A 12,703-nucleotide genomic window follows, 5' to 3' on the forward strand; every position below is an offset into this window, starting at 1 on the left:
CTCGATGGCCACTGCTTTACAGAGTGAGGTCCCGATCACTCTACATATCGTCTAGTACATGAGGAAGCACGACATTTCCGACGACGAACTCGATGTGGTGGCAGCGCCCTACGAGAGTGGTGATTATCCGAGCGGGGGCGGGGGAGGTCTTCACCAGCTCCCACCTCGATGCGGTGGGGAAGAAGCGCTCGACGGTCATCTATGATGCACATGACGCGCAGCGCGTTGAGGCCATCGCCCGCAACCGGTGGCGTCGAGACCTCCGAGGTCTGACGTGACGCGCTCGACTGCTATCTAGCGTCGCAAGAGTAGGGTTTGTGTACGGGCAATCAGCGTGAGTCCTTCTCCCGCCACTTGGTCCCTAGCACAACTTGGTAGTGCCCGCCTATCTCAGCCGCTTGCGGAGATAGATGCCCGCGAGTGATGTTGAGGTGCGTTGTAATGAGTATCCTGAAAAACAGCGAGGCCTCCCGAAAGAGGCCTCAGGCGAAGTCAAAGTACCCCCTACGGGGCGCCCACCAACGGCGGACATTTTTGGCAAAGCCGTATTTTGACTCGCAGTGTCGATCCGACTGGTAATCGGAAGACAATATGACTGTACCACGGACGAGAGGATGCGTTGTCATGAATCTCAGGAACTACGGTGGGAGCTACAGCATAGGTCTCGATATGGGAACGGGTTCCGTAGGTTGGTCCGTGGTCGATGCCAATGGTCGGCTTCTTCACTTCAAGAAGCAGCCAACATGGGGAAGCAGACTGTTTGACAGCGCTAAGCCGGCATCGGAGGCCCGGACTCATCGGAGCCAGCGCCGGCGCTATGTGCGACGTTGTTGGCGTCTCGACCTTCTCCAAGACCTCTTTAAAGACGAAATGGATAGAGTCGACCCCGGGTTCTTTATGCGTCTCAACATGTCCCGTCTTGTGGACGGTGACCCCATTTTCAACGGCAGCGACTTCACGATAGATGACTACTACAAACTCTTCCCAACCATCTACCACCTTCGCGAATGGCTTATGAAGACGGACGAGAAGGCCGATCTTCGGCTCGTCTACCTTGCGATTCATAATATCGTCAAGCACCGCGGCAATTTCCTTCGCCAGGACGAGAAGAACCTTAAGTCCAAGGATGCCAATCCCTCCAAAGCGGCCCAGGAATTCTATGCTGCGCTAACGGAATGGTGTGCTGCTCGGGGACTGGAGGAACCCGCCGACAAGAGCAAGCAGCTTGCCAAGCTCCTTCTCAACGAGGAGGGGCTGAATCGCTCAACCCTTTCTAAGGAAATCCAACCTCTCGTTGCCCTATCTGCCTCCTCCGTTAATGACTCGGACATAGACCCAAAGAAGGCATCCACTGCCCTTGCCAGTGCGATGCCCGGACTGACCGTGGAGTTTACGAATGTATTCGGTGAGTTCCCTTGCGAGAAGACCAAGATTTCCCTTGGTGCTGAGGAGGACCTCGATACGCTCAAAGAGGCATGCCCTGACGATTGCGCTGACTTGCTTGATGCCCTCTGCGGCGTCTACTCTGCCTATGTGCTGCAGGGTCTGCTCTCCTATGCCCCTGGCGAGAGTATCTCTGCCAACATGGTCAAAAAATATGAGTGTTACCAGGAAGATCTCAAGATGCTCAAGGCGCTGGTAAAGGAGTACTGCACTAAGGACGTTTACAAGGCTTTCTTCCGCGGTCCCACCTACCACGAGCTCAATCCCGATGACCCCTCAGGGGACTACAGCTACGATAAGGCACAGGGCTACACGGCCTACAACCTCCACAAGACCGGGTATGACGACTTCAAGAAGGAAGTTGAGAAGCTTCTCAAGGATACCGGCGCCAAGGACGACGCGCGCTACGAGGACATGATGAGCCGCTTCGAGAGGCAGCAATTCCTCCGCAGACTTAAGACGAGCGACAATGGAGCTATCTACTACCAACTTCATCTCGAGGAGTTCAAGGCAATCCTCGAAAATCAGGGACGCTTCTATCCATTTCTCAAGCGCGACGCCAAGAAGATTGAGAGTCTCGTCTCCTTCCGCATCCCATATTACGTAGGCCCCCTTACTGACAAGAACGCGCGCAAGGACGCGCATGGTGAGAACCGCTTCCAGTGGTCGGAGCGTAAGCCTGGTATGGAGGACATTGCCATCACGCCTTGGAACTGGGACCAGGTTATCGACAAGAACAGGAGTGCCGAGAAGTTCATTCTCCGCATGACGGGTGACTGCACCTATCTGGCGGGCGAGAAGACCCTGCCGAAGTGCAGCCTTCTTTACGAAGAGTTCTGCGTGCTCAACGAGCTAAACGGAGTGCGTTGGAGCAATGATGGCGATGACTGGCATCGCCTCGATGCCGAGCAGCGTAATGACATAGTCAACGATCTGTTTCACAAGTCCAAGCGGGTCACGTACGATAAGATTGCCGACTGGCTCGCCCAGCAGGGATGGTCGAATGCCCGCGCAAAGGGTGGCCAAGGCGAGTCGGCGCTCGAGTCAAAGCTCAGCTCGTTCATTTTCTTCACAAAGGACGTCTTCCACGTCGATGATATCGAGCCGGGTTCCAAGCTCTACGAGGATGTTGAGACGATTATCCTTTGGAACACCCTCTTTGAGGACCGTGCGATTCTAAAGGAGAAGCTCGAGAGCGAGTTCGGGCCCTCCGGCAGCGGCCTGCTGGACGCCGCCCAGATCAAGGCCATCTGCAAGAAGCGATTTACGGGCTGGGGGAGGCTCTCCGAGAGACTTCTCTGTGGAATAAGGGTTGATGCTCAGAATGGTCGCAGAGTATCTATCATGGACGTCCTGCGCGAGGGCAATCCAAACTCGACACACCATGCGGGTGAAGCGATGGTACTGATGGAGGTCTTGCACGATGAGGACCTTGGCTTCCAGAAGGCCATCGATGCAGCGAATAGGGCATATTACGGTGAGCATGCCCGCGACATGGGCGTCAATGGCCTTCCTGGGTCTCCTGCGATTCGCAGGAGCCTAAACCAAGCCATCCGCATCGTAGACGAGATTGTGCGCGTTGCGGGTCACGCTCCCGATAACATCTTCATCGAGGTGACGCGAGATGATGATGAGAAGAACAAGGGCAAGCGTACAAAGCGTCGCTATGACCATTTGAAAGAGGCACTTGAGGCGTTCAAAAGGGACGATCCGAAGATTTGGGACGAGATTAGTGCAGCCTCGCCTGCGGACTTGGATGAGCGTCTCACTCTCTACTTCATGCAGCGAGGCAAGTGCCTTTACTCGGGGCGCCCCATTGACATTAACCAGCTCTCGAACGCAGGCCTCTACGAAGTCGACCATATCATTCCCCGTGCCTATATAAAGGATGACAGTCTGGAGAACAAGGCTCTGGTCTACCGCGAGGAGAATCAGAGGAAGACTGATGAACTGCTGATTGACGAGAAGGTCAGGCGGAGGATGGCTCCTTGGTGGCGGGTCCTTCACGACGCTGACCTCATCGGAGACAAAAAGTTCAACAACCTGATGCGTTCAAGGATTACCGAAGAAGCTATGAAAGGTTTTGTGGCCCGTCAGCTTGTCGAGACGTCCCAGATGGTCAAGCTTGCACAGTCACTTCTTGAGGCTCGCTACGCTGACCAGGGCACGAGAATCATTCCCGTGAAGGCGAGCATGTCTCACAACCTGCGCGAGGCTGCCAATCTTGTCAAGTGTCGGGAGGCCAATGACTTCCATCATGCTCATGACGCCTATCTCGCCTGTCGTATTGGCCTTTTCATCCAGATGCGTCATCCCGGGATTTACGACAACCCGATTGGCTATGCCCGTGTGGTCAAGGACTACGTGAGCTCTCAGGCAAAGCTTTTCAACCGTACACACCAGATGCTGGGATCGGCGGGCTTTGTTGTCAACAGCTTCATGACGTCCGGTTTTGACAAAGAGACGGGCGAAATCTTCCAGGATCAATGGGATGCCGAGACGGAGGTCGAGAGCATTCGCAAGGCGCTCGACTATCGTCAGTGTTATATCTCGCGGATGCCGTACATCGATACCGGGGCGTTCTGGAATGCGAATCCCATCGCGAAGCGGAAATGCCCAAAGCTTCCGCTGAAAGATGGGCTCGACCCTCTCCGATTTGGCGGGTACGACAACAAGACTGCCGCATACTTTGCAATCTTTGAAGCGGTGGACAAGCGCAACAAGCGTGTACTCAAGCTCGTTCAAGTTCCCGTGTTCATCCTGGAACCAATAGGCAAGGATCCAAGCTACCTTGATGAATATCTCAAGGGTGTGGCAGCAAGCCAGAATCTCTCACTCGTCTCTATCAGGGCAAGGCGTCTGCTGAAGGACCAGCTGGTGGAGATTGACGGTAGCCGCCTATTGGTCACGGGCGAAGAGGAAATGAAAGATGCCTCTCAGCTGGCCTTTTCACTCTCAGAGATGAAAGTGCTCAACGGTATCGTGAGTGGCGCTGCCGCCGATGGCGAGGCGCTAACTACTGCGTATGCAGCCATCGCAACAAGATTGAAGGCTTCCAGCTGCTCAATGATGGATGCGAGTCTCTCCTTGGAGTCTCACGCATCTTCATTTGCAAATCTCCCTGATGATGAAAAGAAATCTCTCATTGAGAAGCTGCTGTTGATCTGCCGTGGCAACAAGAAGTCTCTGCCAATCAACCTCAGTTCGATTGGCGGCGCAAAGATGGCGGGCAGGTTGAGACCCGCAAGGTACTCTGTACCAGATAACTTCTTCATCATCGACCAGTCCGTGACGGGTATGTTTGAGAGGAGAACTCGTGTCGGGCTTTAGGAGCATTGTCATCGAGAGCCCCAGCAAGCTCTCCTACAAGGGTGGCTACATGGTCGTGCGCAAAGAGGACGACACGACCAAGGTCCACCTTTCCGAGTTCCAGACGTTAGTACTGCATACAAACCAGGTGTACGTCAGCGCCTATCTGCTGTCAGAACTCGCCAAGGCCAAGATATCCCTTGTTGTTTCTGACGAGCGCCACGATCCCGTTGGTCAGTTCCTGCCCCTCTATGGCGCACACAATACGGTCGCACGTATAGATGAACAGCTTGCATGGGGACTAGTAGCGAAGAAGCAGGTGTGGCAGAGGATCATCAAGGACAAGATAGCCCACCAGGCACGCGTACTGGGCGTTAGAGCGCGCGAGGATGACGCAGCACAGCTAGAGAGAATTGTGGATGAGGTGCACTCAGGGGATAGCACGCATCGTGAGGCACATGCGGCTCACCTGTACTTCCGTTCACTATTTGGTCCTGATTTCTCACGTGATGACGAGACGCCTATCAATGCAGCCCTTAACTATGGGTACGCTCTGCTGCTCTCAACGGTTAACCGGGAGATTGTTTCCAGAGGTTATCTCACTCAAGAGGGAATTTGTCACCATAACGATTTCAACCAGTTCAACTTGAGCTGCGACTTCATGGAACCGTTCAGACCAATTGTCGACAGAATCGTTTTCGACAACGTTGAGGGAGACTTCACAAAGGATGACAAACTGATGCTGGTCGATATGCTTAACCAGGCGGTTCCGTATAGGGGAGGAGCATATAGGGTCTCGTCCGTTGTTTCCCTGTATGTGAAGGACTGCCTAGATGCGCTCTCACAGCGTCTATCCGTCGACGCTATCGAGCCATTCGATGTCGTATGAGTGGGGAGACGAGGGCGAGATTCATGAGGCTCATATGCTTCTTTGACCTGCCTGTCGATACGGCAAAGGACCGAAAGAACTACCGCTTGTTCAGAAAGTTCCTGCTTAAGGACGGTTATCTACCTCTCCAGGAGTCTGTATACGCAAAGCTGGTGGTAAACGATGGGGCTGCTGGCCATGCGGTCGCACGATTGCGCAAGAATCGTCCACCGGAAGGCCTTGTGCAGGTGCTGAAGGTCACGGAAGCCCAGTTTGCGACGATGGAATACATAACGGGAAATCGCAAGGCATACGATGAGGTCGACACGATGGAGGAGCTGCTCATCCTATGAGAATCGTGCTTGCTGGCCTTGAAAACCCGATAGAGCTCTCTGAGGGGGAGTGTTCTACTCTTGAGGTAGAAAACTCGGCGCTTTTTGCGAGGCTAGCGCGTTCCTTCATGTCAAGTGAGGGACGCTGTGCGGAAGAGCCCTATACCATTTGGGATGAAGATATCGAGCTTAAACCAGCAGAAGCTCTTCTGGTCATTGATAACCCTCTGAGGCTTCCATGGGATGAGCGTGGACTTATGGGGACAATTGTCAAGCGAATGGAGCGTGAATATCTGGAGGACGAAGACCTGAGACGCCACATAGAGGAATTGCAGAGGTCGATTAACGCCCAGCTGTTGTCTCTGGAGCTTGGGATGAACGCTGATTTCGGCTTCTCTCAGGAGTGGGATTTCAAACGTTACCTCAAGTTTGCGGGTTTCGGAGTAAGCTATCAGGAGGGCAAGTCGTTCCTTGATAACTTGTTGAATTTTCTCTCTTTGGCACTTGACGCTGGCGAGAAAAGGGCTTTTATCTTTGTGAACCTCAAGACTTTTTTATCAGAAAATGACTTTGAGCTATTCCTCGAGCAGGTATATTTCCAAAAAACGAAAGTATTTCTCCTGGAGAACAAACAGGATGGGCTCTCGTTTGAGCACGAAAGGAAAAGGCTGGTAGACCGGGATTTTATCGAGAGCTGGTAACGCTGTCCAGCCAGATCTGAACGTCTCTTGCAGTGGAGAATTTGGGCTAATGTTTTGGCGCAGTGTCGATCTGACTGGTAATCAAACTGGACCGACGTGCCGTACAGGGGCAAGGAGTTTTGGCGCAGTGTCGATCTGACTGGTAATCAAACTCGGGCGGGGTGGCATCTGCGAGGTGGTGAGTTTTGGCGCAGTGTCGATCTGACTGGTAATCAAACACGGACATGCTGGGACTGGAGTGCCACGTAGTTTTGGCGCAGTGTCGATCTGACTGGTAATCAAACAGGCCAGCCGATGACACCATGGAATAAGGTGTTTTGGCGCAGTGTCGATCTGACTGGTAATCAAACCATCGCGTGCACGCAGTGCTCGAATGACACGTTTTGGCGCAGTGTCGATCTGACTGGTAATCAAACTAAGTTACACCGCACCAGATGGATGGAGGGGATAACATAGTACCTGACTTTGGTATTTCGACCCCATTTATGGTGCTATGAGGCCCCATGCTCTGCCTGGAGCATCTTGAGCGTGCAGGACGAAATCGCTTTGATGTCGCCTTTGGTGAGGTTGAAGTGAAGCAGGGGAAGCCCGGTCCTTGCTGCCAGCTCCTCGATGATGGGGGTTCTTCTGGACACGTTGACGTACCTCCTGTCGGAGACCTGGCACACGTTGAGCCCGCGGCAGAGCCCCGTCACGTCCTCGGAGGAGAAGCGGTCCTTTAGGACCTTGACCTGCAGGAGCCTCACCAGGAGCACCGCGAGGTAGCAGACGAGGAAGTGGCCGGTTATCGTGCTCTGCCTCTGCAGGTAGACGGGCCTGGCATCGAGCTCGGACTTCATGACCCCGAGGCTCTCCTCGACCCTCCAGAGCCTGTGGTAGGTGTCGCATACCTTGCGTGCTGCCATGGCAGTCTCTGAGGTCACGAGCATGTTGTAGCCTGCGAGGGACCTGGCCTTGGCGATGGCATCGTGGTTGAGGCTTACTGCGACCTTGGCGCCGTCTTTGGCCTCGCCCTCCTCGTCTATGGGCGTGAAGGTGACGTACCTGGCGCTGTCGCCGTACTCGGACCTCTTGGCAGCTGCGAGCCTCAAGGCCCTGGCCTTCTCCACCTGCCTGTTTATCTCGTAGGTCTGCTTCCTTTTGAGGGTGGGGCTGAAGGTGACCACACGCTTCTCGGGAAGCGAGACCATCTTCCTTTTGCCGCTTGCATCTGTGACCTTGTAGTCGAAGTCATCGCGCGCTTCCTTGTAGCTCCACAGGACAGTCCCCGAGGCGTCCACCACGTCCTGCCAGCCTGTATCCGCAAGCGCCCAGGCGCGCTCCTTCTCGGGAAGCGCCTTGATGGACTTGGAGAAGAGGTAGCCGTCCCCCGAAAGTGCGGCGTCGGCCACGTTGTCCGCGCAGTTGAGGCCCTTGTCGGCGACCCGCACCGTCCTGCCCCTTATGGCCCCTCTCCTCTTGAGCTCGCCTATGACCTTCTTGAGCTGCGGCTTCTCGCTCTCGTTGCCGGGGAACACGCTCATCGCGATGGGGATGCAGTCTTCGTCGAGCAGAAGTCCCATCCCCACGATGGGCTCGGGCCTGCGCTCCTTGGAGGGGCCCTTCCTCCTGAGCGCGTCCTCGCGGCCTGTCTCGAAGTAGAAGTTGGTGCAGTCGAAGTAGGAGGTCTGGGCCCTGCGGCCGAAGAGCCTGCCCACGCGCCCGTTGTAGATCTCGATGACCTTCTCGTACTCCTCTCCCAGGAAGGCGAGGCCGCAGTAGAGCTGCTCGAGGGTGAAGGCGCCGCCTATCCCCTCCATCTCGGGCAGCACGTCGTGGAAGGTCCTCGACTTCGAGCGGGGCGCCACGGCACGCGCGAGGACCAGGGAGGAGAGCAGGTCGTGGAGGGAGAAGCGGAAGCCTGCCGGCAGCTGCAGGAAGGCAAGGTCGCCCTCAACGCCAAGGGCATCGTCTACTGCCTTGAGGGCGAAGTGGCCAAGGTGCCTCTCGGCCGGCCTGTCCGATATCTCGCGGGCCCCCTGCCTGTCCCTTTCGGCCCTGCGCTCGGCGTTCATCTTGCCCACCTCGCGCTTGAAGTGGGCTATCGGGTCCTCGATGCCCGACTTCTTGAGCGCATCCTCATAGCCCAGGGCCCTCACGGACCTGTTGACCGTGTGCCCCCTCTCGGGATCCCAGTGGCTCTCGTAGATCTGAAGGTAGAGCCCACGCCTGCTCTTCGTCTTCTTGAGGAAGTAGGCCAAGGTAGCCCCCCATCTGAACAAGCACCATAGCACCATATAGACATTCTAGCAGAAGCCCCCTTGTCAAGTCCAGCTCAGATACAAGAAAAACCAGCTCAAAGCTGGTTTCTGCTGCGAAGGTCTATGCTCTTGATCCTAGAAAATCCTGGTGCTAAATCCTAAAGACGGGTGTCGATCTGACTGGTAATCAAACAGGTCGATGTTTGTCAGCGCAAGCTCCACCGTTTTGGCGCAGTGTCGATCTGACTGGTAATCAAACTAAGTTACACCGCACCAGATGGATGGAGGGGATAACATAGTAAGTGGGAAGGCTCGACATGAAACGTAAATCCAGTTTTTAGCGAAGGGCCGTCTGCCGGGAGCAGTCGGTGACAACTAATACAAATGATGAGAAGCGTTTTGGAGCAGTGTCAATCTGACTGGTAATCAAACAGTAAAGGAGAAAGAAAAGACATGAGATCCGAATTAAAGGCAATCATGGAGGTCAGAGGCATTGACAAAGACGTTATGCAGCTCTTTAAGACTGGCATAGCGTATGGTTCGTCTGACCCTGATAGGAATCCTGGATATAGCTCATGGGGACCTATCCATAGCGTCTCGCTAGAAGACGGGCAGGATCTTGAAAAACGAATCACGCTCACCCGCGTGGCGTTACTCGGTGTGTTTGCGCTTGCTGTGAAAAAGAAATCCGGTGGAACAAAATACGTCACTGTTGAAGGAGACGGTTTCTTCTGGGCTATGGAAGTCGACCGTAAGCACGTCAAAGATGCTCAGCGCTTTGTCATGCAGGCCAAATCGATTATGGCTACAAGCTAGACCATGGCCATGCAGTCCAGGCATCGGTTTTGGCGCAGTGTCGATCTGACTGGTAATCAAACCGCGCGATCGTCGGCGGTGAGGTAGACTCCGTTCTCTCTGTTAGACCAAGATTGACCTACGCCCTCGCCTCCCAGTAGTCCCAGAGCGGCTGGGGCTCGTCGATGAGGGCGCGCCTCGTGTGCGCGTACCTGCCTGCTGCGAGCTGGCCCGAGAGGGTCTCCCTCCGGTCGGCGTCGGAGTGCCAGGCCTGCTCGAGCCAGCGGAAGCAGTCGAGGTAGCGGCCCAGCCACTTGGTCGAGACGCCGTGGAAGGGGGCGAGGAAGAGCCTGGGCCTCTGGCGCATGGCGTCCACGAGCCCGAGCCCGCCGCCCCTCGCGTCCCGGCCGGCGGTGGCGACGTGCTCGGCGACGCCGAGTGACGGGAGGACGCGCGCGTAGGAGGTGTGGTCGTCGGTCGAGACCCACGACCCGTCGACGACCCCCGCGAGCGAGCTGTTTTTTGTCAATAGCTCTTGAGCAGAAGGGGCTGCGGTGGGAATCCTGGACCGAGACGGGACCAGGGGGAGGACCGCATGCACGGCCAGGGGCAGAGGAGGCTCGCGACGGGGACCCTCATTGGATTCGACTGCAGCCACGCCGATGCCGCATCCGCGTCGGGCTTCCCCAGCCGGCGCACCCTAGGCATGTGGCGGAAGGGATGCGAGCCGGCTGGCGAGGTCCCCGTCGGCAGGGGCCGTCGCCGCAGACCCACGCACTCGGACGGGCGGGCGAAGGCCGCCGCAGCCCACTGCCTCGGACACGGGAAGGGCCCAGCCAGGACGATGCGGGCGCTGGGCTGCCCCAGGGGCGGGGAGGCGCCATGCGGGTGGGTAGGCGGGCGCGCGCCCGGCGGGCGCAGGAGGCGCGGCCCGAACCCCAAGGGGGGTCCCGTGCCGCTGGGGAAGGAGGTGTGTTTCGTCAACCTCTCGTTTCACAAAACAGCATCCGTTCGTTTCACACGTCAGCGTGAAGGTTCTTCACGCACGAGCGTCGCCCTGGCACCAATCCCTTCTTCTCCTACAACTCCCCGCGCATGAGCGCGTGTTTGACCCTGTACGACTCCCTGTCGTAGGTGACGAGCCTGCCGTGGTGGACGATGCGGTCCATCATCGCCTTGGCCATGTCGTCGTCGGCAAGGATCTCGCCCCATCTGGAGAACTCGATGTTGGTGGTGAGGATGAGCGCGATCCGCTCGTAGCACATCGACACCACCCGGAACAGAAGCCTTGCCCCGTCGGGATCGGTGGGAAGGTACCCCCACTCGTCCAGGATGATGAGGTCGCACCTGCCGAGCCTCCTGAGCGCGTCCTGTGTCGTCCCCTCCTTATTCGCACGCCTCAGCTCGCTTACGATCGCGTCGAAAAAGTTGGTGTAAGCGGGAAAGCATCCTGACGGCAGCAGGCGCGGCCGTCGTCTTAGAATCTGGAATCGCGACAAGTCAGGTTCTAGGGAAAGGCGACGACCGCAATGCAGAGCTTACCAGACACGCCCCTCGCGGCGCAGGTGACGCCGGGGCTTCTGCCCAGGTTCCAGGATGGCACGATCAACATGCAGGAGCTGATACGCCAGCTGGCGGAGTCCATAGCAAACGAGGTGATGAGCGCGGAGGCGGACGAGCTCTGCGGCGAGGGGAACTCCCGCAACGGCTACCGCGAGCGCTCGCTGCAGACCTGCGTGGGCACGCTGACGCTCAAGGTCCCCAAGCTGAGGCGGGGCAGCTTCTTCCCCGAGGACGTGCTGACGCGCTACCAGAGGGTCGACAGGGCGCTGGCCGCCGCTGTGGCCGAGATGTACGCCACGGGCACGAGTACCCGCAAGGTGCAGCGAGTGGCCGAGAAGATGGGCGTGGGGAGGCTCTCCAAGGACCAGGTGAGCGCGATCGCCCGCGACCTGGACGCCGACGTCTCCGAGCTGCTCTCCCGCGACCTGTCGGGCTGCCGGACGCCCTACCTGTGGCTTTGACGCGACCTACGTGAAGTGCAGGAGGGACGGCCGGGTCGCCTCCACCGCCGTCGTCACCGCGATCGGCTGCGACGAGCACGGTTGGAGGCGCGTGTTGGGCCTGTCGGTGGTGGACACCGAGTCGTACGACTCCTGGCTGGCGTTCCTGAGGGGCGTGAGGGCCCGCGGTGCCGGCGGCGTGGTGCTCGTCACCTCGGACGCCCACGAGGGGCTCAGGGGGGCGATCGCCGAGGTCTTCCAGGGCGCGTCGTGGCAGCGCTGCGCGGTGCACCTGATGCGCGACTGCGTGCGGGAGGCCAAGACGCGCCAGCTCAGGCGCCGCGTCGCCAGGATCGTGGCCCCGGTCTTCCGGGCCAAGGACGCCGACCAGGTCAGGGCCATGTACCACCTGGCCGCGGACATGCTGGCGCAGTGCTGCCCCGGCGCGGCGAGGGTCTGGGAGGCCGCCGAGCCCGACGCCCTGGCCTACCTGGACTTTCCCGCCTCCCACTGGAAGAGGCTCAGGACTAATAACGTCCAGGAGCGCACCAACAGGGAGATCAAGCGCAGGCCGAGGGTGGTGCAGGTCTTCCCGTCGGAGGCGTCGCTGACCAGGCTGGTGGGGGCCGTCATGTGCGAGCAGGACGAGGCGTGGGGCGAGTCCCGGTACTTCTCGGAGCAGAGGATCTCCGAGCTCTACGAGGACAGGCCCGACCCCGTCGCGCCCTCGGACGAGCGCAGGCGCGAGCTTCGCCTCATGGCCGAGCAGGCGATAAGGGCGAGCCTTGAGCTTGCTGACTCGATGGAGGCGGCATAGGATAGGAAGAGATTCAGATTCTGGGGCTCGTCGCCGACCTTCTGTCAAGGGCCGCTACACCAACATTTTCGACGCTACCTCGCTTACCAGCTCCGCCGTCGGCCAGAATGCGACTTTTCTGCCCTCACCGCAGGCGAGCGGCCCCAAGGCTATCGCGGTATGGGTCTTGCCATTGCCTGGTCCCCCGAAGAGCAC

Annotated in this window: 10 protein-coding genes, 1 pseudogene and 1 CRISPR repeat array; of the genes and pseudogenes, 7 read left to right on the forward strand and 4 right to left on the reverse strand. The window is 57.8% G+C overall.

The window, feature by feature from the left end; translation table 11 throughout:
• Window positions 1-92: 92 nt before the first annotated feature.
• From ACO59D_RS11980 to csn2, 5 genes are all read left to right on the forward strand, one after another.
• A complete protein-coding gene (locus ACO59D_RS11980; RefSeq protein WP_485127184.1) occupies window positions 93-278 on the forward strand; it encodes a hypothetical protein in 186 nt (61 codons plus the stop codon).
• 346 nt (window positions 279-624) lie between these two features.
• On the forward strand, window positions 625-4,773 hold the full coding sequence (gene cas9, locus ACO59D_RS11985) for a type II CRISPR RNA-guided endonuclease Cas9 (protein WP_485127185.1): 4,149 nt from the start codon (window positions 625-627) through the stop codon (window positions 4,771-4,773).
• Window positions 4,760-5,641, forward strand: coding sequence for a type II CRISPR-associated endonuclease Cas1 (cas1, locus tag ACO59D_RS11990; RefSeq protein ID WP_485127186.1), 882 nt, complete (start codon window positions 4,760-4,762; stop codon window positions 5,639-5,641). Before cas9 ends, cas1 begins: the two co-directional genes overlap by 14 nt.
• Window positions 5,642-5,664: 23 nt before the next feature.
• Entirely contained in the window at window positions 5,665-5,973 is a 309-nt protein-coding gene (gene cas2 / locus ACO59D_RS11995; RefSeq protein ID WP_130811748.1) for a CRISPR-associated endonuclease Cas2, read from the forward strand.
• Complete coding sequence (gene csn2 / locus ACO59D_RS12000; RefSeq protein ID WP_130811749.1) at window positions 5,970-6,653, forward strand: type II-A CRISPR-associated protein Csn2; 684 nt, start codon at window positions 5,970-5,972, stop codon at window positions 6,651-6,653. The genes cas2 and csn2 overlap by 4 nt, the downstream gene beginning before the upstream one ends.
• 51 nt (window positions 6,654-6,704) lie before the next feature.
• Window positions 6,705-7,069: a CRISPR direct-repeat array (repeat unit 36 nt; unit sequence GTTTTGGCGCAGTGTCGATCTGACTGGTAATCAAAC).
• 75 nt (window positions 7,070-7,144) lie between these two features.
• Here the strand turns inward: csn2 and ACO59D_RS12005 are convergent.
• The gene (locus ACO59D_RS12005) at window positions 7,145-8,893 is read right to left on the reverse strand and encodes an IS1634 family transposase (protein WP_207302687.1); all 1,749 of its coding nucleotides are present in this window, start codon (window positions 8,891-8,893) and stop codon (window positions 7,145-7,147) included.
• Window positions 8,894-9,400: 507 nt separating this feature from the next.
• Here ACO59D_RS12005 and ACO59D_RS12010 point away from each other — a divergent pair.
• The gene (locus ACO59D_RS12010) at window positions 9,401-9,709 is read left to right on the forward strand and encodes a hypothetical protein (protein WP_485127187.1); all 309 of its coding nucleotides are present in this window, start codon (window positions 9,401-9,403) and stop codon (window positions 9,707-9,709) included.
• Between the two features lie 118 nt (window positions 9,710-9,827).
• Here the strand turns inward: ACO59D_RS12010 and ACO59D_RS12015 are convergent, their stop codons facing one another.
• Together ACO59D_RS12015 and ACO59D_RS12020 are read right to left on the reverse strand one after the other, a co-directional pair.
• The gene (locus ACO59D_RS12015; protein ID WP_485127188.1) at window positions 9,828-10,217 is read right to left on the reverse strand and encodes a hypothetical protein; all 390 of its coding nucleotides are present in this window, start codon (window positions 10,215-10,217) and stop codon (window positions 9,828-9,830) included.
• 550 nt (window positions 10,218-10,767) lie between these two features.
• Window positions 10,768-11,187, reverse strand: a complete 420-nt coding sequence (locus tag ACO59D_RS12020) for an ATP-binding protein (protein ID WP_485127189.1) — start codon at window positions 11,185-11,187, stop codon at window positions 10,768-10,770.
• Window positions 11,188-11,217: 30 nt separating this feature from the next.
• Between ACO59D_RS12020 and ACO59D_RS12025 the strand changes: the two are divergent.
• Window positions 11,218-12,508 (forward strand): annotated as a pseudogene (locus ACO59D_RS12025) (IS256 family transposase).
• 54 nt (window positions 12,509-12,562) lie between these two features.
• On the opposite strand, the gene ACO59D_RS12030 reads toward ACO59D_RS12025, so the two are convergent.
• Complete coding sequence (locus tag ACO59D_RS12030; protein ID WP_485127190.1) at window positions 12,563-12,703, reverse strand: ATP-binding protein; 141 nt, start codon at window positions 12,701-12,703, stop codon at window positions 12,563-12,565.

The sequence above is a fragment of the Tractidigestivibacter sp. genome, assembly GCF_057241865.1.

Coding starts and splice junctions, on each gene's coding strand:
- csn2 (WP_130811749.1), top strand. CDS start 5,970: ATGAGAATCGTGCTTGCTGGCCTTGAAAACCCGATAGAGCTCTCTGAG.
- ACO59D_RS11980 (WP_485127184.1), top strand. CDS start 93: ATGTGGTGGCAGCGCCCTACGAGAGTGGTGATTATCCGAGCGGGGGCG.
- cas9 (WP_485127185.1), top strand. CDS start 625: ATGAATCTCAGGAACTACGGTGGGAGCTACAGCATAGGTCTCGATATG.
- ACO59D_RS12010 (WP_485127187.1), top strand. CDS start 9,401: ATGCAGCTCTTTAAGACTGGCATAGCGTATGGTTCGTCTGACCCTGAT.
- cas2 (WP_130811748.1), top strand. CDS start 5,665: ATGAGGCTCATATGCTTCTTTGACCTGCCTGTCGATACGGCAAAGGAC.